The organism is Henriciella marina DSM 19595 (genome assembly GCF_000376805.1).
Taxonomy (GTDB): Bacteria; Pseudomonadota; Alphaproteobacteria; order Caulobacterales; family Hyphomonadaceae; genus Henriciella; species Henriciella marina.
Window position 1 is genome coordinate 292,930 of record NZ_AQXT01000002.1, and the last position, 22,450, is coordinate 315,379.

The window sequence follows — 22,450 nt, forward strand, 5'->3', positions numbered from 1 at the left end:
CGATCTCTCTCAACGTCTTGGCTTTGAGGCGGTTAAAGTAGACCCGCAGGAAAGCCGGGACCAAGAGCTGCGTGCGCGGCGTCTGGTTTCGCTGGGTCCCGGTCTTCCGCTTTGCGGAAACCGGGATGACGGGCTTTGGGTGTCAGGGCTTTGATAGCCTGATGCGCCGCCCCGCGCTCAGATGGTTCGCCGCGTTCACAATCGCGTCCGTGTCGATCTGGTAGTGTCTGTGCAGGTCGGGGATGGTGCCGGTCTGGCCGAAGTGTTCGACGCCGAGGGGCGCGGTCATGTGGCCGGCGACGGAGCCGATCCAGGCGAGAGTTGCCGGGTGCCCATCGGTGACGGTGATGAGGGTTGCGTCGCGGGGGACCTTTGCCATCAGGCGCTCGATCTGGCTGACGGCGCTGGTGTGGCCGCGGGCGCGGGCGCGGCGGGCGGCGGTCCAGCCTGAGTTGAGGCGGTCAGCGGAGGTGACAGCGAGGACGCCGATGTCGCGGCGATCATTGCCGATGCGGCCCGCCGCTTCGATGGCTTCGGGGGCGATGACGCCCTGATAGGCGATGACGACTTCGCAGTTTGGCCCCGGTTCACGCAGCCAGTAGGCGCCGTCGACGACGCCGCGCCGGAACTCTGCATCGTCGCGGTTGCGGGGGCCGAGCTGTTCGATGGGGCGGGTGGAGAGGCGGAGATAGACTGAGCCGCCGGTCTCATCGCGCAGCCATGTACGCTCATCCGGGTCGTTCTCGCCGGAGCGCTGGAGGTAGTCGAAGCTCCAGTCCATGATGATGGAGAGCTCATCGAGGAAGGCGGGCTCGAAGCTGACAAGGCCGTCCTGGCTCATGCCGATAAGCTGCGTGCCGACAGACTGGTGGGCGCCGCCTTCGGGGGCAAGCGTTATGCCGGACGGGGTGCCGGCCACAATGAACCGGGCGTCCTGATAGCAGGCATAGTTGAGCGCATCGAGGCCGCGCGCGATGAACGGATCGTACAGTGTGCCGATCGGGATGAGACGCTGGCCGAAATGGCTATGGGCGAGACCTGCCTGACCGAGCAGGAGGAAGAGGTTCATCTCTGCGATGCCAAGCTCGAAATGCTGGCCGTTGGGAGAGAATTCCCACTTCTGCGCAGACGGGATCGACTGTTCCTTGAAGGTGTCCGAGACCTCCCGGCGGGCAAAGAGCGAGCGGCGATTGACCCAGCCGGTGAGGTTGGTGGAGCTGGTAACGTCCGGCGACATGGTGACGATGTGATCGGCGAGGTCCGAGGTGCCGCGGGCAAGGCCGTCGAGGATCTTGCCGAAGCCGGCCTGCGTCGCAAGCTCGCGGTCATCGAGCCAGACGGGGCCGGGGGATTTGATCTCCGGCGCGGAATAACGGCGCGTGCCCTCTGCGAAGAAGGGGACTTGATCGAGGAATTTCTGGAGGCTGGCTTCGTCGTCGACGGTGGCGAACTTGTCCCATTCCTCGCCTTCCGGCACGCCCATGCGTTTCTGGAAGTCGGCGAATTGGGGGTTGTTCATGAAGCCGCCATGATTGTCCTTGTGACCGGCGAGCGGGGTTTGCCAGCCTTTAATGGTGTAGGCGAGGAAGACGGTCGGCTTGTCGTCGGTGACGTTGTCGAAGGCTTCGGTGAGGGTGGCGAGGCACTGGCCGCCGAGATTGTTCATCAGGGCGTCCAGTTCTTCGTCGGAGCGCTTGTCGAGAAGCTGCGAGACCTCACCCTGGTCGCCAATGTCGTTCATCAGGCGTTTGCGCCAGGCTTTGCCGCCTTTGTAGGTGAGGGCGGAGTAATCCATGTTGGGGCAGTTCTGGATCCATTCCCTCAGGGCTTCGCCGCCCGGCTCCTCGAAGGCTTCGCGCTGAAGGACGCCGTGGCGGAGCACGACGGTGCGCCAGCCGAAGGCCTTGAAGATGGCGTCGATCTTCTCCCAGAGGCCTTCATGGACGACGCCGTCGAGGCTCTGGCGATTGTAATCGATGATCCACCAGGTGTTGCGAAGGTCGTGCTTCCAGCCTTCCTGCAGGCATTCATAGACATTGCCTTCGTCGAGCTCGGCGTCGCCGACGAGCGCGACCTGACGGCCGAGGGGTTTGTCGCCCAGCCAGTTCTTGGCGGCGATATAGTCCTGAACCAGAGAGTTGAAGGCGGTCGCCGCGACGCCGAGCCCGACCGAGCCGGTCGAGAAGTCGACATCGTCGGTGTCCTTGGTGCGGCTCGGATAGGATTGCGCGCCGCCCCAGCCGCGAAAGGTTTCCAGCTTCTCGCGGGTCTGGTTGCCCATAATGTATTGCATGGCATGGAAGACAGGCGAGGCGTGCGGTTTCACGGCGACGCGGTCTTCGGGTTTCAGCGTATTGAAATAGAGCGCCGTCATGATCGGCACCATGGAAGCGCAGGAGGCCTGGTGCCCGCCGACCTTGATGCCGCCGTCTTCTTTCTTGCGGATATTGTTGGCGTTGTGGACCGTCCAGGCAGAGAGCCAGAGCAGGCGCTGTTCGATGGTTTTGAGATGATCGAGATCGGCGGTCATGACTGGCCTTTGCATTTGCAACTTTCTTTGGGCGGGTTTCGCATGGGTGCCGTGCCGGGTCCAGATCAGGACCTGAGACTGAGGCGTTTCAGCGGTGACCCGAAGGCGCCGCTGACCATGGCGGCGAGGGCCTTCGGGGCGGGCGGAATGCGGCTGACCGGTGCGGCGAGATAGTCGCGGATGAGCGGGGCGAGACGCCCGTCACCCTGATAGACCGGCGTAAACAGCCAGCTCATCAGCTGGTAGAGGCGGACATGGCTGGTGCGGAGTTTCCGATAGGCGGCAAGTGCTGTGGGCGTGTCGGCGCTGCGTTCGAGGGCGAGAGACAAGGCATAGGCATCGAGCAGCGCCATGTTGGCGCCTTGGCCAAGTTGCGGCGAGGCGGCATGCCACGCATCGCCGATATGAACCAGGCATGGGCCGCTGACGGGGCGGCGGTGAGTGCGGTGGCGATAGCGCGCAAAGGTAAGTTGATCATGGTGGGTGATCTGGTCGAGCAGCATCTCGGTCTCGGGCCAGAGCGCGCGGGCGTCCCGCTTCCAGTCATCGAGGGGCGCGGATCGCCATGCCGCCTCGCTGTCACCGCGGATCGACCAGAAATAGGTGAGGCTTTGAGGTCCATTCGGTGTGCGGCGTCCAGATGCCATCACGCCTGCCATCTGGCGGGCGCCGCGGTATCGCTGTTCGAGCGCGTCAGCCTTGAAAGGGCTGGCGTCCGGCCAGTCCAGCGTCGTCCAAAGCGCGCCATAGGTGAGTTCACGGCGCGGCGCGCGCGTCAGAGGTGAGCGCACACCCATCGCGTCGATGACAAGGTCGAAGCCCGGCAGGGGCGGCCCAGCCCTGAACTGGATTTCGCCCGTTTGAGCGCAGGCACCGGTAATCTCTCTGGACGTCACGAGGTCTATGTCTTCTTTGATCGCCGCCTTGTGAAGCACGCCAAACAAGGTCGGTCGCTGAATGCCGAGGCCGACCAGTCCGGGCCTCAGCTTTTCGAAGCGGACATCGAGGACCGTGCGCCCAGATGGCGTGCTAAGTCCCCAGAGGCGTGTCAGTTGACTGGAATGCTGCTCGATCTCCTGCGTCAGGCCGAGTTCGGCGAGGACAGCCAGACCAGTCGCCTGAAGCATAAGGCCTGATCCGACGGGCCCTGGCTCATCGAAACGATCAATCAGCGTCACACGATGGCCCGCGCGCGCCAGCAAGATGCTGGCGGCGAGCCCGCCAATGCCTGCCCCACATATACCGATGCTCATCGAGCGCGTCATTGCATCTCACACTGACCTGATTGTTTGGCGGTGTCATCGCAGACGACACCGATGGCACAAATTGAGCAATCGCAGCCTTCTGCCTGATTTCGCGGGCGCGCGACTTGAAACCTTCGCTGGCGGTCGATTTAGCTGGGCACCAGAATTGTAAAAGCTGAAGGGGTATTGGGTAATGGGTCGAGTTCTTGGAGCCTCTGCGCTGCTGTCTGCTGCAGCCTGGATTGCGATGCCGGTCGCGGCGCAGTCTTTCCTCAATGTGGAGACAGATCCTGCCATTCCGACTCTGGAAGAGGTTGCCGGTCATGCGCCGGGTGATGAGATATCCACGGTGACAGAAGCGCTGGACTATATGGACGCGCTGGCTGAAGCGGCGCCCGACCGGATGCAGGTCACCCGCTATGCCGAAAGCTGGGAAGACCGTGAGCTGGTCTATGGCGTCATCTCTTCGGCGCAGAACATGGCGCGCCTTGATGAGATCAAATCGAACATGGCTCGGCTTGCCTCGTCAGAGGGGCTTTCAGCGAGCGAGCGCGATGCGCTGATCGATGAGACGCCAGCGGTGGTGTGGCTGTCCTACGGGGTTCACGGCAACGAGATTTCGAGCACCGATGCGGGCCTTGCGCTCGCCTATCACCTGCTGGCGGCAGAGGGCGACCAGACGGTCGATGCGATCCTGTCGAACACGGTTGTCGTTATTGATCCGATGCAGAACCCGGACGGGCGCGCGCGTTTTACCAATGCGTTCGAAGCGGCGCGGGGCATCGAGCCTTTTGCCGACCGTTATACGGCCGAACATGATGAGCCCTGGCCCGGTGGGCGGTTCAATCACTATCTCTTCGACATGAACCGCGACTGGTTCACGCTGTCCCAGCCGGAAACCCGTGGGCGTGTGTCGAGCATGCTGGAGTGGCATCCGGTGGTCGTGGTCGATGCGCATGAGATGGGCGGCGATGAGACGTATTTCTTTGCGCCGGCAGCTGATCCGTTCAATCCGAACATCACCGACGCCCAGAAGGAAAAGCAGATCCTGATCGGGCGCAATCATGCCCGCTGGTTCGATCAGCGCGGCTATGACTATTTCACCCGTGAGGTCTTCGACGCTTTCTATCCGGGCTATGGCGACATGTGGCCGACGCTCGGCGGCGCGATTGCGATGACCTATGAGCAGGGCTCTGCGCGCGGGCTCTCCTATGAGCGGTCCACCGGCGATGTGCTGACCTACAAGCAGGGCGTCGAGCAGCATTTCGTTGCGACGCTGTCGACGGCGGAAGTCGTAGCGAACAATCACGAGCAGTTCCTTGGTGATTTTGCCACCTATCGCCGTGAGGCGGCCGCCGATGCGCGCGGCGCGAGCGACCGCTATTTCGTGTTCGATCTTTCCGACCGCCGGTGGCAGGCAGAGCAGCTTGGCCGCAAGCTGGCGGCGCAGGACATCGTGGTGCAGCGCCTGGCCGAGGGGGCGCAGGTCTGCGGCGTGCGCTATTCCGATGGGGCGCTGGTCGTCGACCGTGCCCAGCCATCTGGCAAGCGCATTACCACGCTGCTGAGCCAGGAAACCAATCTGCCGGAAGACTTTGTCGATGAGCAGGAGTCGCGCCGCGACCGGGGTCTCAATCATGAGCTCTATGATGTGACCGCCTGGTCTATGCCGCTGATGGAAGATGTGACGAGCCGCACCTGCGGGCAGGTCAATCTCTCCGATGCGAGCCGGGTCAGCGCCAACGATCCGATCCGCGCACTGACGGCGTCGGGGGCGGCCTTTGGCTATGCCGTGCCGTGGAGCGATACGGGCCAGGCGAAACTGGTTCTGAGCGCGCTTGATGCGGGTCTTTCCGGCCGGGCCACGACCGAGGCCTTCACCGTGCAGGGCCGCGAATTTTCGCGCGGGTCCGTTGTCTTTCCGCTGGCCAGCAATGATGGCGATATGGCCACGACGCTGAACACGCTGGCGAGCGAAATCGGCGCCGAATATATCGCGCTTCAGTCAAGCTGGGTCGAGGATGGCCCGAACTATGGCAGCGACAAGTTCGTGGCGCTCTCCATGCCAAAGGTCGCGATGGCCTGGGGCGAGGGGACAAGCGCGACCGACGCCGGGGCGGCCCGCTATGTGCTGGAACGCGAAATCGGCATTCCTGTCGCGCCCATCCGTGTGGGCTCGCTCTCTCGGGCCGATCTTGGCCGCTATGATGTGCTGATCTTGCCCGATGCAGGGTGGGGCTTTCAGAGCGAGCTTGGCGGCGGGGGCCTTTCGGCGCTGTCTACATTTGTCAAAAATGGCGGTGTGCTGATCGGCTTTGAAGGCGCGCTTGGTGTGCTCACCAGCGAAGATGGCGGCTTGCTGTCGGCGCGTGTCGAGAAAGCGTATTCAGAAGACGACGAAAAATCCGGCAGCGACGAAGACGGCACCGCCGATGGCACGCTCATCGATAGCGATGAGACCTATGAGGCGATGACGTCCGATCCAGAGGCAAGCCCCGACGGCGTGCCGGGCGTCCTGGCCAATGTGATCGCGAATACCGATCACTGGCTGTCGTCTGGCTATGAAGATGCCGTGGCGCTCTATCGCGGCTCCAGCATCTATCGCCCGCTGAACGAGTCTGATGGGGCGAACGTCTTTCGCTATGCGGCGGCAGATGAGCTGGTCGCGAGTGGCTATCTCTGGGAAGAGAACCGCGCCCAGCTTGCCTACAAGCCGTTCCTGATGGCGGAGCAGCAGGGGTCGGGCATGGTGATCGCGTTTACCCAGAGCCCCGTGACACGGGCATATCTGGATGGGCTCAACCTGCTTCTGGTCAATGCGGTCCTCTTTGGGCCTGCGCATACGCGATAAGCATTGGAACCGCGCTCACGCCTTGCCCGTTTCCTTATGTAAGCAGTTATTACAAAGGAGACCCGCGATGAGTGAGCGCGACCATCAGAGAATTGAAGAAGTTGAACGTCAGCGCGGCTATGGCGAGGGCTTCAAGAAGGGCGAAAAGCTCGAGGACCAGTCCACAGATGGGGCTGGCTACAAGGACGGATCGCCGATCGCTGACCAGCAGGACCATGACGCCGATCTGGTCGTGGACATGGACGATGAGCGTGTCCCGAATGTTCCGAATGATGATCATGACGACGATTCCAGCGCCACGATCGAAGGCCATTCAGCCTTGAAGAAAAAGCCCGACGGCCACCTTCTGGAAGACGCCTATTCGGTCGTCGACCCGGATGTGGAAGACCCCAAGCGCTAGAAACCAATTGAAGAAGCCCGGCCAGAGCGCCGGGCTTTTTCCGTTCGCAGGTTCAGGCTTGGAGAGACGATCCAGGCTGATAAAACTGGTTCCATACCCTGCCTTGCGCGGGATTATTTTGAAGGAGTTCCCATTGATGAAGATACGAAATTTGCTCGCGGCGACATCGGTCGCAGCGCTGATCACAGGATTTGCTGCGACCGGCATAGCGCAGAGCGCCGGCAGCTCTGACACTACCGCCGAGCAGGGCGCTCCTGATGAAATGGTTGAGAGCGAGTCATGGGACGGGTTCATGTCAGATTTTCTCGATACCTATTTCGAGATGAATCCGACATTCGCGATCTCACAGGGCAAGCATGAGTTCGACGGACAGTTGCCGGACTGGAGCGAAGCGGGCCTGCAGGCTCAAATCGACATGTACGAGACGATGATTGCCCGCGCAGAGGCGATAGACCCCGGCAGCCTGAGCGAAGCTGATGCCTTCGAGCGCCAGTACTTTATCAACACGATGAAGGGCGAGATGTTCTGGCTGGTCGAGGCCGACATGCCGCACACCAACCCGTCCTTCTATCTCGGTCCGCTTGGACCAAGCGTTTACGTGGCCCGGCCCTATGCCGACGCCGAGACGCGCATGAAAGCCTTCATCGAGTACGCAAAGAACGTCCCGGAAGCGGCTGAGCAGGTTAAGGAAAATCTGAAGGTGCCGATGCCTGCGACCTTCGTGAAGCTTGGCACTGCCGGGTTCAACGGCCTTGCAGACCATTATGAAGGCGGGGCGAAAGACTCCTTCGCTGAGGTCGAGGACGAGGCGCTTCAGGCAGAATATGACGCCGTCGTGGAAGAGGCCGCAGCCGCCATGCGCTCTGTCGCCGACTATATCGAGAGCGAGCCTGCCACCGAAGATGGCTATGCGCTGGGCGCGGAAAAGTTCGCCGACATGGTGCGCCTTACCGAGGGCGTCGATATCTCGCTTGATGAGCTACGGGCGGTTGGCGAGGCTGACCTCAAGGCCAATCAGGATGCGCTGGCAAAGGCCTGCGCCGAGTTTGCGCCGGGCGCCAGCATGGCTGACTGCATGGCCAAGATGGCCGCCAACAAGCCGGAGAACGGCCCGGTACAGGAAGCGCGTGATTCACTTCCGGCCCTCAAGCAGTTCCTGATCGACGAGGACATCGTGTCCATCCCCGGAACCGAAGAGGCGCAGGTCGAGGAGTCGCCGCCCTATCGCCGGCAGAACTCGGCCTACATCTCCATTCCTGGGCCTTATGAAGAAGGACTACCGTCGGTCTATTATATCTCACCGCCAGACCCGGCCTGGGATGAGGCAACGCGCGCGGCCTATATTCCTGGCAAACTCGACCTTCTCGGCACGACAATCCACGAAGTCTGGCCGGGCCACTTCCTGAACTTCCTGCATGCGAACCGGTCGGACTCGGTCTTCGGGCAGATGTTCGTCGGCTATGCGTTTGCTGAAGGCTGGGCCCATTATACCGAGGAAATGATGGTCGATGCGGGCCTTCATGATGGCGACCCCGAAACCAAGATCGGCCAGCTGTCGAATGCGCTTCTGCGCAACTGCCGCTACCTGTCGGCGATCGGGCTTCACACCGGCGAGATGACCGTTGATGATAGCTTCGAGTTCTTCAAGGACGAGTGCTACATCGATACCGGCAACGCCACTCAGCAAGCCGCGCGCGGGACCTATGATCCGGCCTATCTCAATTACACGATGGGCAAGCTCATGATCCGCCAGCTGCGCGATGACTGGATCGATGCGAATTATCCGGACGCAACCGGCACCGAAGGCTGGAAGGAATTCCACGACGAATTCCTCTCCTATGGCGGCCCGAACATTCCGCAGGTCCGTCAGGCGATGATGGATGAAGACGAAGCGAACGCTGTCTTCAGTGACTAGAGCCGGTCTAAAGACCTGAGCATATCAAAGCGGGCCGTCCTAAAAGGGCGGCCCGTTTTTTATTGCGCGCAGTACAGGAATTGCACCTCAGCGGGAAATATCAAGAATTTGGTAAGCCTCACCTGGCTAGTCTGCCCTCAATGATTGCATGAGAACGCTACATGACGACCCCTGACTGTTCCCGCTGTAGAAACAGCGCGCCGCTGGATTTTGACATAACCATGGCGTTCCAGCCTATCGTCGACGTCTCCCTTCAACGCACGCACGCCTATGAAGCACTTGTAAGAGGCGCGAACGGCGAAGGTGCCGGAGAGGTCTTGTCCAGAGTGGATGACGAGACGCGTTATCCCTTTGACCAGCTCTGCCGCACGACAGCGATCCGCACGGCATCCGATCTCGGCCTTCGCGAAGAGGCAGATGCGCCTTTGCTGTCGATCAACTTCCTGCCGAACGCGGTCTATGAGCCGCGTGCCTGCATCCGCCAGACGCTTGCCATTGCGATGGAAACGGGCTTTCCGATGAACCGGATCATGTTCGAGTTCACCGAGAATGAGCGGATGGATACCGATCACATCCTGAATATCCTGCGGACCTACAAATCCATGGGGTTTGCAACGGCCATTGATGACTTTGGCGCAGGCTATGCGGGCCTCAACCTGCTGGCCGCCTTCCAGCCGGACTATATCAAGCTCGATATGGATCTTATCCGCGATATCGATGCGAACGCTGCCAAGCAGACGATTGTTGGCGGCATCCTGAAGATTGCGACAGATCTTGGCGTGACGCCGATCTGCGAAGGCGTCGAGACCGAAGCTGAATGCCTTGTACTTCGCGACATGGGTGTGACGCTGATGCAGGGCTATCACTTTGCGCGGCCTGAGACTGGCGCGCTGCCAGTTGGCGTCTTCAGCGGTGACAGGCGGCGGAGCGCGGCGGTCTAGACGTCGCTGAGGAGACATCCAGAGATAAAAAAAAGCCCGGCCATGACAGCCGGGCTTTTTCTTTGTGTGTGGAAGGCTCCGCTAGAGGCTTTTCACGATATTCTCGACCATCTTCTTGGCGTCGGACAGCAGCATCATCGTGTTGTCCTTGAAGAAGAGCTCATTCTGGATACCGGCATAGCCAGAGCCCATTGAGCGCTTGATGAAGAGGACGGTGCCGGCATCTTCGACGTTTAGGACCGGCATGCCATAGATCGGGCTGGTCTTGTCGGTCTTGGCGGCCGGGTTGGTGACGTCATTGGCGCCGATCACGAAGGCAACGTCGGAGGTGTTGAACTCGGAATTGATGTCTTCCAGTTCGAACACTTCGTCATATGGCACCTGCGCTTCGGCGAGGAGGACGTTCATGTGGCCGGGCATACGGCCAGCGACAGGGTGGATCGCGTATTTCACTTCCACGCCTTCGTTCTTGAGCAGCTCAACCATCTCTTTCAGCGCGTGCTGCGCCTGGGCAACCGCCATGCCATAGCCCGGCACGATGATGACCTTGGAGGCGTTCTTCATGATGAAGGCGGCGTCGTCGGCAGAGCCCTGCTTGAACGGCCTGTCGACATCTGCGCCAGCTGCGGCGCCGCCGCTATCGTCAGCGCCGAAGCCGCCAAGGATGACCGAGATGAAGCTGCGGTTCATGCCCTTGCACATGATGTAGGAAAGGATCGCACCGGATGAGCCAACAAGCGCGCCGGTGATGATCAGCGCGAAGTTGCCAAGTGTGAAGCCGAGCGCCGCGGCGGCCCAACCCGAATAGGAGTTGAGCATCGACACAACGACCGGCATGTCGGCCCCGCCGATCGGAATGATCAGCGTGATGCCGAGCACGAAAGCGAGCACGGTCAGGGTCCAGAAAGCCCAGGTGGCGGCACCGCTGGACATGATCAGCACGACGACAAGCGCAACGATGGCGCCCGCGAGCGCGATGTTGAGGATGTGCCTGGCTGGCAGAAGGATCGGCGAGCCGGACATGTTGCCATTGAGTTTGGCGAAGGCGATCACTGAGCCTGTGAAGGTCAGCGCGCCAATGGCAGAGCCGATGGCCAGTTCAATCAGCGAGACGGTGGCGATACTGCCGACCGTACCAATGCCGAACTCTGCTGGGGCATAGAGGGCGGCAGCAGCCACGAGCACGGCTGCCATGCCGACCAGCGAGTGGAAGGCGGCAACGAGCTGTGGCATCGCCGTCATCGGAATGCGGCGGGCGATGATGGCGCCGATGACGCCGCCGACGGCTGCACCTGCGATCAGTATACCCCAGGTGGTGACATCAAGCTGCGGCCAGAGGAGGGCGATGGTGGTGGCAACGGCGATGGCCATGCCGATGATGCCATTGCGGTTACCCTTGCGCGCTGTGGCCGGGCTGGAAAGCCCGCGAAGCGCGAGGATGAAGAGCATGCCCGCGACAAGATAGAGAAGCGGGGCCCATGTGGTGGTGAACTGTTGCAAGGTCTACTCCCCCTTCTTCTTGTACATGGCCAGCATCCGCTGGGTGACCATGAAGCCACCGAAGATGTTGACGCTGGCGAGCGCGACGGCAAAGCCGCCGAGGATCTTGGCGGTCCAGCCGCCATTGATCAGGCCAGAAGAGGCCGCCGCGACGATGGCACCGACCACGATCACCGAAGAGATCGCATTGGTGACAGCCATGAGCGGCGTGTGGAGGGCCGGGGTCACCGACCAGACGACATAATAACCGACGAAACAGGCCAGCGCGAAGATCGCGGCGAGGAAGACCGTCGGGTTGAGGTTGGTGATCTCAGCGGCATGGGCTGGCAGGGCCAGCGCGAGCGCCGAGAGAGCGATAGGGATCAATTTGGTCATCAATTGCTCTCCTTGTGAAAGCGCACGCGTGCTTCGACTTCGCTCAGCATGAGCGCGATCTGAGCCGGTGCATTGGAAAGGTGCTCATCCTGAGCGAAGTCGAAGGACGAGCGCCGCTTGGCGGTGAGTCTCCGCATCATGATTTCAGCCTTTCATTCACGGTTTCGCCGCCCTTGGTGAGGATCATGGCCGTGACGATCTCGTCATCGGTCTCAAGGTTGAGTGATCCATCTTCGGCCGTAATCAGCGGCAGGAAGGCGAGGAGGTTCTTGGCATAGAGCGAGGATGTGTCGGCCGGCAGGCGGGCTGGCAGGTTGGAGTACCCGGCCACTTTCACGCCATTGATGTCGACGACCTCGTCAGGCTTGGAAAGCTTGCAATTGCCGCCTGTGGCGACCGCCATGTCGATGACGACAGCGCCGGGCTTCATCGACTTCACCATCTCTTCGGTGACCAGCTCTGGCGCTGGACGGCCGGGGATAAGCGCGGTCGTGATGACGATGTCCTGCTTGGCGATATGGGTCGCGGTCAGCTCCGATTGCTGGCGCTTGTAGTCGTCGGACATTTCCTTGGCATAGCCGCCAGCGGTCTCGGCTTCCTTGAACTCATCGTTTTCGACGGCGATGAACTTTGCGCCAAGCGAGGCGACCTGTTCCTTGGCCGCCGGGCGAACATCGGTCGCTGTCACGACACCGCCGAGACGGCGCGCGGTTGCGATGGCCTGGAGGCCTGCAACACCGGCGCCCATGACGAAGACTTTGGCCGGCGCAACCGTGCCAGCGGCTGTCATCATCATTGGAAGGGCGCGGCCATAGAGGCTCGCGCCTTCGATCATGGCGCGGTAGCCAGCGAGGTTCGACTGGGACGAAAGCGCGTCCATCGACTGGGCGCGCGTGATCCGCGGCGTGAACTCCATGGCGAGCGTATTGAGCTTCCTGGCGTTAAAGGCGCTGGCAAGATCACCCATGGCGAACGGGTTCATCAGTGCGATTACCGTCAGGCCTTCGGGATAGCTTGCCGCTTCCTCTGCGCTGGGGCCGCGAACCTTGAGCAGCACGTCAGCGCCTTTCAGCGCCTCGCCTGCCGAACTTTCGACCGTTGCACCTTCGTCAGAATAAGCCTTGTCATGAAAGCCTGCAGCCACACCGGCACCAGATTCAATGGTGACCGTGTGATCGAGGCCGACAAGCTTCTTCACCGATTCCGGAGTTGCCGCGACGCGGGTCTCTCCCGGACTTGTTTCTTTCAGAATTGTCAGCTTCATGAGGCGAGTGATCGGAAAATTTTTGCGTGAAAGCAATAGCAGGACGAAGGAAGAGGCATGGAATTGTTTGATCTTACCGGAAAGACGGCCCTTATTACCGGAGCTTCTGGCGGCCTTGGAGAAAGTTTCGCGCGGGCTCTATCGGGCGCAGGCGCTGGGGTGGTGCTGGCTGCAAGGCGTCTTGAGAAGCTTGAAGCGCTGGCTACCGATCTCAGGTCGGGCGGCGGCGAGGCTCTGGCCGTCGAGATGGATGTGACCAAGCCAGAAAGCGTCGAATCGGCTTTCGCGACGGTTCAGGAGAAGCTTGGCGGCCCGGTCGACATCATCGTCAACAATTCCGGCATTTCGCGCGACAACTGGTTCACCAAAATGACCGAGGAAGACTGGCGCGCGGTGATGGATACCAATCTGGACGGTGTCTGGCGGGTCGCGAAGGCGGGCGCCAATGCGCTGATGGAGGCGGGTAAGCCCGGCTCGATCATCAATATCGCATCGATCACGGCGAAACGGCCCCAGCACACGATTGCCGCCTATGCTGCGTCGAAAGCGGCGGTCGACCACTTCACGCGGATCATGGCGCTTGAGCTTGCGCGATATGGCATTCGCGCGAATGCGCTGGCGCCCGGCTATTTCAAGACGGACATCAATGACGAGTTCCTGGATAGCGAGGCCGGGGACAAGATGCGCAAGCGTATCCCCATGCGGCGCTTTGGCGACCATAAGGAGCTTTCCGGCGCGCTGCTTCTGCTGGCGTCCGATGCGGGCAGCTACATGACGGGCACGACGATTGCCGTCGATGGCGGGCATCTGGTGAGCTCGCTTTAGGCAGAACGGCGATCATACGTTGGTTACAAACTAATGAGGGAACGCCAGACAAAGGGATTTCCGAATGATTGCTTATTCGACACTCGGTACAAATGATATGGATCGTTCAATCGAGTTTTACGACGCGGTGTTCGGCGCTATTGGCGGGTCGCGAGAGCTCACGACTCCTGAATGGACGCAATACGGGCGCAAAGGAGAACGTGCAAAGGTCTGCCTCACGCCTCCCCATGACGGCAACAAAGCGACGCGCGGTAATGGAGCGATGCTCGCATTTGAAACCACCGGTCGTTCAGCGGTAGATGCGTTTCACGCGGCTGCCCTGACGCATGGAGGAGCGGATGCGGGCCAGCCAGGAATTCGTGAGGGAACACACTATGTTGCCTACGTTCATGACCCGGACGGCAATAAGCTTTGCGCCTTTGCGGCCAAATAGATCGTCACTTTCATCACTATTAGCCAGTCTCGCAGGTTGCGGCTCAGGCTGGCGTTAATCTGATCGCTCGCTTGATAGATCTATGTGCCTGCCGATGTATGCCTTCATGATGTCTGAGCAGACTCCCCCAGGCTTTCGGTTCCATCCAGAGACTGGTCGCCGAGGGCGATGTCGCGTTCGTCCTGGGGTGGGGCGGCGATGCGGCTGGGTTTCTCCTCGACCTCGGTTGACGCGCGGAAGCGTGGGAAGGCTTCGGGGTGTTCGGCCTGTAGCCAGTTAATCATCTGCTCGCGGATATAGCAGCGAAGGTCCCAGGCGCGGGGGCTGGTGCTGGCGGTGGCAAGGGCGCGGACCTGAATGGTCATCTTGTCGGTTTCAGAGACCTGGAGGTTCACCACCTCGCCGTCCCAGAGCTCGGTCGACTCGCAGATCTCCTGCAGCTTGTCGCGCATCTTTGCGACAGGGGCGCGGTAATCTAGCCACCAGTAGACCGAGCCGATGATGGTGCCCGATTTGCGGGTCCAGTTCTGGAAGGGTTTTTCGATGAAATAGGTAAGCGGCACAATCAGGCGTCGCCGGTCCCAGATGCGGATGACCACGTAGAAGAGGTCGATCTCCTCGATCCAGCCCCACTCATTCTCGACCACGACCGCGTCTTCAATCCGGATCGGCTGGGTGAAGGCGATCTGGATCCCGGCGATCAGATTGGCGAGGACGGGCCGGGCGGCGAGGCCTACCGCGATGCCAACGATACCGGCGGAGGCGAGCAGCGAGACGCCAAGCTGGCGCGCCCATGGCACAACAACAAGAGCGCAGGCCAGTGTCGCAACCGCGCCAACCACAATGATGACGCGCCGCATGACATCGAGACGGGTCGCTGATTTACGCGCCTGGAAATTGTCTGCGACGTCAATGTTGAGCCGTCCCATGCGCCGCTTGATCGCAAGGTCGGTGAGGGAGGTGATCGCCCAGCCTATCGCGGCAATGGTCAGGAAGCGCGAGGCGATCAGGGTCGGGCCTGTATAGTCGCTGTCAGCCCAGAGATAGTGGGCACCGGCCCAGAGACCGATGGCGCAGAGCAGTATCAGGACGGGCATGCGAAGCCGCCCAATCCAGGCAAATTTGCCAAGTACTTTGGTTTCCATTCTCAGGTCCTGCATCGAAGCATGTGCATTCGTAACGCCCTTATCCTGACAGTGTTTCGCGTTCTGTGAGGTGACACGCGGTTTTAGGTCTTCCTGCCTGCCGCTTGGGCAGCCTGACAAATTTGAACCCGCTGATTAGCGCTTCATTAGGCGCAAGATGCCAGAACTCAGACAGGCGAGAAGGGTACATCATGTCAGCTGAACGTGATCTCGAACATCCATCAGAGAGCGACGTCTCCCAATCGGTCGAGACGAGCCGGAGCGTGCCTCAACCACGCCCGCAAGACGCATCTGCAGGGACCCACAACAGCGCCGGTGGATCGCCTGCGCGGGCGCTGCAGGATGATCTCGAAACGCGTCTGAAGCAGAAGGCCGACCGCCACTGGATCAGTGACATGGGCCGCGTACTGGCCAGTGCCTCGGGAATAACCATGATCCTCGGTATCTTCCTCTTTGGCGGAATTCTCTAGGCTTTTTCTGGCAATCGGGTCCAACACCCGTATGATTGACCACTAAGAGCTAAGCGCGAGAGGACACTCATGGGCATACGCAAGGCCGTGCTGCCGGTTGCAGGTTTTGGAACGCGGGTCCTGCCTGCTTCGAAAGCCATTCCGAAAGAATTACTGCCCGTGGTGGACCAGCCCGTCCTTCAATATGTCGTCGATGAGGCGCGGGCCGCCGGGATCGAGCATTTCGTCTTCGTGACGGGTCGCGGCAAAAGCGCGATCGAGGACTATTTCGACGAGGCTTTCGAGCTTGAGCATGCGCTCGGCCAGAAAGCGTCTAAGGCCGATATCCTGAAGGATGTCCAGCGCACCAAGCTGCCGCCCGGGGCGGCGAGCTTTACGCGCCAGCAGGCGCCGCTTGGCCTTGGTCATGCGGTCTGGTGTGCCAAGGACATTATCGGGGATGAGCCGTTTGCCGTGCTCCTGCCGGATGTCATTCTGCGCGCGAAACCATCGGCGCTGGCCCAGATGGTCGAGGCCTATGACAAAGTTGGCGGCAACATTGTCGCCGTTGATCCGGTGCCTGAGGAGAACGTCTCTTCCTATGGCGTCATCGCGCCGAAATCGCGTGATGGCCGCCTCATCGAGATGAGCGGCATGGTTGAGAAGCCGCCGCGCGAAGAGGCACCGTCGAACCTCAAGATCACCGGCCGGTATATTCTGCAGCCTGAAATCTTTGGCCTGCTGGAAGACCAGGGCAAGGGTGCGGGCGGCGAGATCCAGCTGACCGATGCAATGGTCCGGCTGATGGAGAGCCAGTCTTTCCACGCCTTTGAGTTTGAGGGTGAAGAGTTCGATTGCGGGTCGAAAGCTGGCTACTTCGAAGCCTGCGTCGCGCATGCGCTTGAACATCCGGAAACCGCAGGCGCGGCGCGAGACCTGCTCCAGAAGTATACGAAAAAGTGATCGCTGCCGTGCGCAGCGACATGCTTTTCACCGTGCGGGCCGGCAGCTATAGCGGTTGCCGCGAGGTGAGCGGATGAAGTTTCTTGTGACCGGTGTGGCCGGTTTTATCGGATCGCGGATTGCCAGGGCGCTCTTGAGCGACGGGCACGAGGTCATCGGTCTCGACAATCTCAATGCCTATTACGATGTCGCGCTGAAGCAGGCCCGCCTTCATGAGCTTCAGCCACTTGAGACCTTCACATTTCGCAAGCTCGATATTTCCGATCATGAGCAGCTGCTGGCGCTGCCGGAGCGCGATTCGATTGACCGGGTGATCCATCTCGCCGCGCAGGCCGGGGTGCGCTATTCGCTCGAAAATCCGTTTGCCTATGCCGAATCGAACATGACCGGGCATCTGGCCGTGCTGGAGTTCTGCAGGCGGGCGGCGAAAGTGCCGATGCTGGTCTATGCGTCTTCAAGCTCTGTTTATGGCGATGATGCGGTGGCCCCTTTCAGGGAAGACGCCAATGTGGACCGGCCTGTCTCTCTCTATGCGGCGACGAAGCGGGCAGATGAGCTGATGAGCCAGGCCTATGCCAAGCTCTATGATATCCCGCAGATCGGGGTGCGTTTCTTTACCGTCTATGGCCCCTGGGGACGCCCGGACATGGCGTACTGGTCCTTCACTGCCCGTATCCTGCGCGGTGAAACGATCCGCGTCTTCAATGGCGGTAAGATGAAGCGCGATTTCACCTATATCGATGATGCAGTGGCAGGCCTGAAAGCGATTGCGACCCGCAGGGCAGTCTTCGTTGAGGGCCAGCGCGCGCACAAGCTTTACAATATTGGGCACAATCAGCCGGTCGCGCTTATGGACTTTATCTCAACGATTGAGACGGTGACCGGCAAGAAAGCGCGTATCGCTCTGGAGCCGATGCAACCCGGAGACGTGACCGAGACCTGCGCGGACATTTCGCGCATGCAGGCCGACTATGGCTACAATCCGCAGGTGAGCCTGGAAGAGGGTCTGCAGCAGTTTGCAGACTGGTTCACGACCCAGCGCGTCGCTGCGGGGCCAGCGCTGCGTTCGCCATGACGGGGCGCCGATGAGCGATCTGCCCAATAGCCAAGACGTCCTCGACGCGGCGCGGCGCCTGCACGGTCATGTGCTGCGCACCCCGGTGCTGCGCAATGATGCGCTGGATGAGCTGGCGGGCGCAAAGCTCTGGTTCAAATGCGAAAACCTGCAGATTACGGGCAGTTTCAAGATCAGAGGCGCGACGAACCGATTGTTGCAGTTGCCCGCAGACGCGCGCGGGAAGGGCGTGGTTGCTTTCTCATCCGGCAATCACGCGCAGGGCGTCGCCCGGGCGGCACGCAACTTCCAGATGCCCGCGCTGATCGTGATGCCGTCTGATGCACCGGCGATCAAGGTGGAGGGCGTATGCGGGGACGGCGCGGAGATCCGCTTATACGACCGCACCAGCGAAAGCCGTGAAGAGATTGCCGCTGAAGAGACGCGCAAGCGGGACGCGACGCTGGTGCCGAGTTTCGATGATCCGTACATTATTGCGGGGCAGGGCAGCGCCGGGGTCGAGTTCGGCCAGCAGATGCGCGATGCAAACACACCGCTGGACCATATCATCTGCTGCGCCGGTGGCGGGGGGCTGATTACCGGTCTGGCGCTCGGCTACCGCGAGTTTGATCCGGACATAAAGGTCTGGACCGCCGAGCCTGAAGAGCATGATGACTGGCGCCGCTCGCTGGCGTCTGGCGAAATCCGCGAGAATGCGCCGGGCACGCGGTCCATCTGTGATGCGATCCTGACGCCTGCGCCGGGCGACCTGACCTGGGCGCTTGGGCGAGAGCTGCTGGAGGGCGGGTGTGCTGGCAGCGATGCTGATATCGAAGAGGCCATGAGGCTTGCCTTCCGGCATCTGAAACTGGTGCTGGAGCCCGGCGGGGCTGCCGCGCTCGCCTGCGCGCTGTTTGACTTGCCAGAGGCCGCAAAGGGCAAGGCGGTCGGCGTCGTCCTGTCGGGCGGCAATGTCGATCCGGCGCAATATGCGCGGATTATCGGCGTCTAGCTTTCTTTCAGGATGCGCGCTTTTTCGCGCTGCCAGTCGCGTTTCTTGGCCGTCTCGCGTTTGTCTGGGGCTTTCTTGCCCGTGGCGAGGCCAATGAGGAGTTTCGCGATGCCGCGATCATTGAAGTAGAGCTTCAGCGGGACAATTGTCCGGCCTGCGCGCTCGACCTTCTGGGAGAGTTCGGCAATCTCGCGCTTTGAGGCAAGCAGCCTGCGGCGGCGGCGCGGCTCATGGTTGAACTGGTTCGCGCCCTCATAGGGCGGAAAGTCGGCGTTCACGAGCCAGAGCTGGCCTTCTTCGACGGCGGCATAGGATTCAGCAATATTCGCACGGCCATTGCGCAGGGATTTGACCTCACTGCCTTTCAGCTCGAGGCCGGCCTCCAGCGTGTCCTCAACCTGGTAGTCGAAGCGGGCGCGGCGGTTTTCTGCCACGAGGCCGTCGGAGCGGCCCTTGATCTGAGATTTTCTGGACATGGCAGTTATATAAGGCCCGCGATCTCCATTGCAGCCTCTATCCTGCGACGGGAGGCTTCATCGGGTGCGACGAGCGGCAGGCGAAGCTCATCGCTACAGAGGCCAAGGCGCGACAGCGCGTATTTGGCAGGTCCGGGGGAAGGGCTGCAGAAGAGCGCCTTGTGAAGGGCGATCATGCGGACTTCAATCTCGCGCGCGGTGGCAAGGTCGCCCTCATCCATCGCCTTGTGCATTTTTGCCATATCGGCAGGCGCGACATTGGACGTGACCGAAATGCAGCCTGTGCCGCCCATGGCGCGGTAGCCGAGCGTGACAGGGTCCTCGCCGCAGATCTGGACGAACTGTTCGCCCTTGAGGCCCGCTGCATGAAGGCTGACACGGGCAAGATCACCCGTCGCATCCTTGATGCCGACGATATTGGGGTGCTTGCCGAGACGGATGACGGTGTCGGGCTGAACATCGGAAACGGTTCGGCCGGGCACGTTGTAGAGGATGATCGGGAGCGCGACGGTATCAGCGATGGCACGAAAATGAGCTTCGAGGCCTGCCTGGTCCGGGCGGTTGTAGTAAGGGCATACGCAAAGGGCGGCGTCGGCGCCGGCGTCCTTGGCGTGCTGGACAAGGCCAATGGCTTCGCGGGTCGAGTTGGAGCCCGCACCGGCAATGACCGGAATACGGCCTGCGGTGACTTCGATGCAAAGGCTGACAACTTCGCGGTGTTCTGCATGGCTGAGTGTGGCAGACTCGCCGGTCGTGCCACAGGGCACCAGAGCGCCTGCACCGTTCTCGATCTGGCGCTCCACCAGATCGGCGAAAGCCTTCTTGTCCACCTCGCCATTCTTGAAGGGAGTGATAAGCGCCGGAATAGAACCTTGGAACATCGTGATCTTGCCGCGAATTATATGTTACACATTTTAGTCAAACTAGACGATATCGTCTCTGACACGTCAGCAGCCATTAGAAAACAGGCAGGGCCTTATGGGCGTTAGCACATACCGCGCGATTACAGCAGCCATCTTCATGGCATCAGCAGCACCGATTGCAGTTGCAGCAATTCCGACCACGCCGAGCCTCAAGCCAGAGCTTGTGCCGGCGTCCGGCGTCGTTCCAACGGCAGAGGCGCGAATATTCCGCGATGCGGTGACCGCAATCAACAGAGGCGACTGGAGCGAAGTCCGCGCCCTGCAGGCTCGGTCTCGCGATGAAACGGTGCGCGACCTCATTGCATGGTTCAGAGCGCGCAGTGACCAGAACATGTCCTTCGATGAGATGTCGACGTTGCTGCGTGAACGTCCAGACTGGCCGTTCATGACGACGCTTCAGGTGCGTGCCGAAGACAATATCGATCTTTCCGCGCTGAACGATCAGCAGAAGATCGCATGGTTCAGCGAAAGGGGCGGACCGGCATCGGGCGATGGCCGGGTCGCACTGGCGGAGTCCTATCGGCGCACGGGTGAGCCGCAGAAGGCGATAGAATTGATCCGTGAAGCCTGGCACGGAAATACACTGGATAGTGAGGCGACGCGGACGGTCATAAGCCAGTATGGCAGCCAGCTGACGCAGCAGGACCATCAGATGCGCGCAGACTTCCTGCTCTGGACGAACCAGCGCACGGCAGCGACCAATATGAAGCAATATGTCGGGTCTGACTGGGCAAAGCTCATCGACGCGCGTTACCGCCTGCAGGCGCGCGCTGCCGGTGTTGATGCAGCCGTCGATGCGGTGCCTTCTTCCCTTCAGAACCATCCCGGCCTTGTCTTTGACCGGGCGAACTGGCGAAAGCGTGCTGGCCAAGGGCGCGATAACTGGGTGCCCTTGCTGGCTCAAATCGATGGCACGGCCGTGCCGGCGGCCGGTCAGGACGATCTCTGGAATTTGCGCCACTGGCCGATCCGGCAGGCGCTGCAGGATCGCGATTTCCAGCTGGCCTACAACATGGCGTCCAGGCATGGCATGAGCTCTGGCGGCAATTTCGCTGAGGCGGCATGGGTCGCGGGCTGGACGGCGCTTCGGCACCTCAACCAGCCAGCGCTGGCCATGCCACATTTCAAGGCCCTGGAAGCGGGAACATCGACCCCGATCAGCCAGGCGCGTGCGCTTTATTGGCAGGGCCGCACGTACGAGGCGATGGGCAATACCGCAGACGCGCAAGCGAGTTATGAGCGTGCCGCGCAGTATCCTTATGTCTATTACGGCCAGCTTGCCGCAGAGAAAGTCGGCAAGACCCGCATCTATCTGAAAACAGAATCAGATGTGACAGAGGCGGAACGCACGGCCTTCATGAGCCGGCCACAGGTCAAAGCGGCTATCCTGCTGGCCGAGAATGGCCAGGCGATGGATTTCCGGCGCTTCACCTATAATATTGACGATATGCTGGAGACGGAGGCCGATTATGTCCTACTCTCTGAAGTCGCCAATAATTACCTCTATCCGGAAGTGGGCGTCAGGGGCGCGAAGGCCGGTCTGGCCAAGGATGTGGTCGCGCCGCAGGCCGTATTCCCCATTCCAAATTATGAGCTTCAGCGTGAACCGAATGTCGAACGCGCCATGATCTATGCGCTGGCACGCCAGGAAAGCGAGATGAACCCGTCAGCCGTGTCGCACGCCAATGCGCGCGGTCTGATGCAGTTCATCCCAAGCACCGCGCGCGCCGAGGCTCAGCGCCTTCGCCTGCCGTTCCGGACCTCATGGCTGACCGATGACCCTGGCTACAACATGACGCTTGGCGGCTCGCACCTCGATACGCTGCTGGGCCAGTTCAATGGCAGCTATATCATGACGGCGGCGGCCTATAATGCGGGGGCTTCGCGACCGCGCCGCTGGATGCAGGAGTTCGGTGATCCGCGCACAGGGACCATCGATCCGATCGACTGGGTTGAGTTCATCCCGTTTGCCGAGACCCGTAACTATGTTCAGCGCGTTCTCGAGAATACGCAGGTCTATCGCCAGAGAATTGCCGGCGAGGCGGTCGATATCCGTCTGAGCGAAGACCTCAATCGCGGGCGTTATTAGGCCCTTTCAACGCAAAGAGGCCACCCCGTCGGGGGTGGCCTCCGTGAGCCGGATTGGCCCA

The 22,450-nt window shown here is 61.0% G+C and carries 20 protein-coding genes; 11 read left to right on the forward strand and 9 right to left on the reverse strand.

Annotated features, from left to right (window positions below; translation table 11 throughout):
- Window positions 1-142: 142 nt before the first annotated feature.
- On the reverse strand, window positions 143-2,530 hold the full coding sequence (locus tag F550_RS0101410; protein WP_018146737.1) for a transketolase: 2,388 nt from the start codon (window positions 2,528-2,530) through the stop codon (window positions 143-145).
- 65 nt (window positions 2,531-2,595) lie between these two features.
- On the reverse strand, window positions 2,596-3,783 hold the full coding sequence (locus F550_RS0101415; RefSeq protein WP_233348972.1) for an FAD-dependent oxidoreductase: 1,188 nt from the start codon (window positions 3,781-3,783) through the stop codon (window positions 2,596-2,598).
- A gap of 184 nt (window positions 3,784-3,967) precedes the next feature.
- On the opposite strand from F550_RS0101415, the gene F550_RS0101420 reads away from it, so the two are divergent.
- The 4 genes from F550_RS0101420 to F550_RS0101435 all read left to right on the forward strand — a co-directional run bounded on the left by F550_RS0101420 (window position 3,968) and on the right by F550_RS0101435 (window position 9,881).
- A complete protein-coding gene (locus F550_RS0101420; RefSeq protein WP_018146739.1) occupies window positions 3,968-6,625 on the forward strand; it encodes a M14 family metallopeptidase in 2,658 nt (885 codons plus the stop codon).
- A 67-nt stretch (window positions 6,626-6,692) separates the two neighbouring features.
- Window positions 6,693-7,025: a hypothetical protein gene (locus F550_RS0101425; RefSeq protein WP_018146740.1), complete on the forward strand. Its 333-nt coding sequence runs from the start codon at window positions 6,693-6,695 to the stop codon at window positions 7,023-7,025.
- 136 nt (window positions 7,026-7,161) lie between these two features.
- Window positions 7,162-8,940: a DUF885 domain-containing protein gene (locus F550_RS0101430; protein WP_018146741.1), complete on the forward strand. Its 1,779-nt coding sequence runs from the start codon at window positions 7,162-7,164 to the stop codon at window positions 8,938-8,940.
- Window positions 8,941-9,101: 161 nt separating this feature from the next.
- Window positions 9,102-9,881 (forward strand): EAL domain-containing protein, encoded by a 780-nt coding sequence (locus F550_RS0101435; RefSeq protein WP_018146742.1) that lies wholly within the window; start codon window positions 9,102-9,104, stop codon window positions 9,879-9,881.
- 81 nt (window positions 9,882-9,962) lie between these two features.
- Here the strand turns inward: F550_RS0101435 and F550_RS0101440 are convergent, their stop codons facing one another.
- Genes F550_RS0101440 through F550_RS0101455 form a run of 4 tightly spaced genes read right to left on the reverse strand, consistent with a single transcriptional unit; the run spans window position 9,963 to window position 13,020 of the window.
- On the reverse strand, window positions 9,963-11,330 hold the full coding sequence (locus tag F550_RS0101440; protein WP_051076844.1) for an NAD(P)(+) transhydrogenase (Re/Si-specific) subunit beta: 1,368 nt from the start codon (window positions 11,328-11,330) through the stop codon (window positions 9,963-9,965).
- A gap of 54 nt (window positions 11,331-11,384) precedes the next feature.
- Window positions 11,385-11,756, reverse strand: a complete 372-nt coding sequence (locus tag F550_RS0101445; RefSeq protein ID WP_018146744.1) for a proton-translocating transhydrogenase family protein — start codon at window positions 11,754-11,756, stop codon at window positions 11,385-11,387.
- Window positions 11,756-11,896 (reverse strand): hypothetical protein, encoded by a 141-nt coding sequence (locus F550_RS19060; RefSeq protein WP_018146745.1) that lies wholly within the window; start codon window positions 11,894-11,896, stop codon window positions 11,756-11,758. Before F550_RS19060 ends, F550_RS0101445 begins: the two co-directional genes overlap by 1 nt.
- A complete protein-coding gene (locus tag F550_RS0101455; RefSeq protein WP_026180490.1) occupies window positions 11,893-13,020 on the reverse strand; it encodes a Re/Si-specific NAD(P)(+) transhydrogenase subunit alpha in 1,128 nt (375 codons plus the stop codon). Before F550_RS0101455 ends, F550_RS19060 begins: the two co-directional genes overlap by 4 nt.
- Window positions 13,021-13,077: 57 nt before the next feature.
- Here F550_RS0101455 and F550_RS0101460 point away from each other — a divergent pair, with 57 nt between their 5' ends.
- Both F550_RS0101460 and F550_RS0101465 read left to right on the forward strand, forming a co-directional pair.
- Window positions 13,078-13,845 (forward strand): SDR family NAD(P)-dependent oxidoreductase, encoded by a 768-nt coding sequence (locus F550_RS0101460; protein WP_018146747.1) that lies wholly within the window; start codon window positions 13,078-13,080, stop codon window positions 13,843-13,845.
- Window positions 13,846-13,909: 64 nt separating this feature from the next.
- Complete coding sequence (locus tag F550_RS0101465) at window positions 13,910-14,278, forward strand: VOC family protein (RefSeq protein ID WP_018146748.1); 369 nt, start codon at window positions 13,910-13,912, stop codon at window positions 14,276-14,278.
- 104 nt (window positions 14,279-14,382) lie between these two features.
- On the opposite strand, the gene F550_RS16525 is transcribed toward F550_RS0101465, so the two are convergent.
- Window positions 14,383-15,423 (reverse strand): mechanosensitive ion channel family protein, encoded by a 1,041-nt coding sequence (locus F550_RS16525; RefSeq protein ID WP_018146749.1) that lies wholly within the window; start codon window positions 15,421-15,423, stop codon window positions 14,383-14,385.
- A gap of 191 nt (window positions 15,424-15,614) precedes the next feature.
- Between F550_RS16525 and F550_RS0101475 the strand changes: the two genes are divergently transcribed.
- From F550_RS0101475 to F550_RS0101490, 4 genes are all read left to right on the forward strand, one after another.
- Window positions 15,615-15,893: a hypothetical protein gene (locus tag F550_RS0101475; protein ID WP_018146750.1), complete on the forward strand. Its 279-nt coding sequence runs from the start codon at window positions 15,615-15,617 to the stop codon at window positions 15,891-15,893.
- A gap of 69 nt (window positions 15,894-15,962) precedes the next feature.
- Window positions 15,963-16,835, forward strand: coding sequence for a UTP--glucose-1-phosphate uridylyltransferase GalU (gene galU / locus F550_RS0101480; protein WP_018146751.1), 873 nt, complete (start codon window positions 15,963-15,965; stop codon window positions 16,833-16,835).
- A 73-nt stretch (window positions 16,836-16,908) separates the two neighbouring features.
- The gene (locus F550_RS0101485) at window positions 16,909-17,910 is read left to right on the forward strand and encodes an NAD-dependent epimerase/dehydratase family protein (RefSeq protein WP_018146752.1); all 1,002 of its coding nucleotides are present in this window, start codon (window positions 16,909-16,911) and stop codon (window positions 17,908-17,910) included.
- 10 nt (window positions 17,911-17,920) lie between these two features.
- Window positions 17,921-18,901, forward strand: coding sequence for a threonine ammonia-lyase (locus F550_RS0101490; RefSeq protein ID WP_018146753.1), 981 nt, complete (start codon window positions 17,921-17,923; stop codon window positions 18,899-18,901).
- Here F550_RS0101490 and smpB read toward each other — a convergent pair.
- Window positions 18,898-19,377 carry an SsrA-binding protein SmpB gene (gene smpB, locus F550_RS0101495; protein ID WP_018146754.1) on the reverse strand — a complete coding sequence of 160 codons (480 nt, stop codon included), beginning with the start codon at window positions 19,375-19,377 and terminating at the stop codon, window positions 18,898-18,900. The genes F550_RS0101490 and smpB overlap by 4 nt on opposite strands.
- Before the next feature lie 5 nt (window positions 19,378-19,382).
- Window positions 19,383-20,258: a 4-hydroxy-tetrahydrodipicolinate synthase gene (dapA, locus tag F550_RS0101500; protein WP_018146755.1), complete on the reverse strand. Its 876-nt coding sequence runs from the start codon at window positions 20,256-20,258 to the stop codon at window positions 19,383-19,385.
- A gap of 139 nt (window positions 20,259-20,397) precedes the next feature.
- Here dapA and F550_RS0101505 point away from each other — a divergent pair, with 139 nt between their 5' ends.
- Window positions 20,398-22,389 (forward strand): lytic transglycosylase domain-containing protein, encoded by a 1,992-nt coding sequence (locus F550_RS0101505; protein ID WP_026180492.1) that lies wholly within the window; start codon window positions 20,398-20,400, stop codon window positions 22,387-22,389.
- Window positions 22,390-22,450 lie beyond the last annotated feature (61 nt).

Coding starts and splice junctions, on each gene's coding strand:
- F550_RS0101410 (WP_018146737.1), bottom strand. CDS start 2,530: ATGACCGCCGATCTCGATCATCTCAAAACCATCGAACAGCGCCTGCTC.
- F550_RS0101415 (WP_233348972.1), bottom strand. CDS start 3,783: ATGAGCATCGGTATATGTGGGGCAGGCATTGGCGGGCTCGCCGCCAGC.
- F550_RS0101420 (WP_018146739.1), top strand. CDS start 3,968: ATGGGTCGAGTTCTTGGAGCCTCTGCGCTGCTGTCTGCTGCAGCCTGG.
- F550_RS0101425 (WP_018146740.1), top strand. CDS start 6,693: ATGAGTGAGCGCGACCATCAGAGAATTGAAGAAGTTGAACGTCAGCGC.
- F550_RS0101430 (WP_018146741.1), top strand. CDS start 7,162: ATGAAGATACGAAATTTGCTCGCGGCGACATCGGTCGCAGCGCTGATC.
- F550_RS0101435 (WP_018146742.1), top strand. CDS start 9,102: ATGACGACCCCTGACTGTTCCCGCTGTAGAAACAGCGCGCCGCTGGAT.
- F550_RS0101440 (WP_051076844.1), bottom strand. CDS start 11,330: ATGCTCTTCATCCTCGCGCTTCGCGGGCTTTCCAGCCCGGCCACAGCG.
- F550_RS0101445 (WP_018146744.1), bottom strand. CDS start 11,756: ATGACCAAATTGATCCCTATCGCTCTCTCGGCGCTCGCGCTGGCCCTG.
- F550_RS19060 (WP_018146745.1), bottom strand. CDS start 11,896: ATGATGCGGAGACTCACCGCCAAGCGGCGCTCGTCCTTCGACTTCGCT.
- F550_RS0101455 (WP_026180490.1), bottom strand. CDS start 13,020: ATGAAGCTGACAATTCTGAAAGAAACAAGTCCGGGAGAGACCCGCGTC.
- F550_RS0101460 (WP_018146747.1), top strand. CDS start 13,078: ATGGAATTGTTTGATCTTACCGGAAAGACGGCCCTTATTACCGGAGCT.
- F550_RS0101465 (WP_018146748.1), top strand. CDS start 13,910: ATGATTGCTTATTCGACACTCGGTACAAATGATATGGATCGTTCAATC.
- F550_RS16525 (WP_018146749.1), bottom strand. CDS start 15,423: ATGGAAACCAAAGTACTTGGCAAATTTGCCTGGATTGGGCGGCTTCGC.
- F550_RS0101475 (WP_018146750.1), top strand. CDS start 15,615: ATGTCAGCTGAACGTGATCTCGAACATCCATCAGAGAGCGACGTCTCC.
- galU (WP_018146751.1), top strand. CDS start 15,963: ATGGGCATACGCAAGGCCGTGCTGCCGGTTGCAGGTTTTGGAACGCGG.
- F550_RS0101485 (WP_018146752.1), top strand. CDS start 16,909: ATGAAGTTTCTTGTGACCGGTGTGGCCGGTTTTATCGGATCGCGGATT.
- F550_RS0101490 (WP_018146753.1), top strand. CDS start 17,921: ATGAGCGATCTGCCCAATAGCCAAGACGTCCTCGACGCGGCGCGGCGC.
- smpB (WP_018146754.1), bottom strand. CDS start 19,377: ATGTCCAGAAAATCTCAGATCAAGGGCCGCTCCGACGGCCTCGTGGCA.
- dapA (WP_018146755.1), bottom strand. CDS start 20,258: ATGTTCCAAGGTTCTATTCCGGCGCTTATCACTCCCTTCAAGAATGGC.
- F550_RS0101505 (WP_026180492.1), top strand. CDS start 20,398: ATGGCATCAGCAGCACCGATTGCAGTTGCAGCAATTCCGACCACGCCG.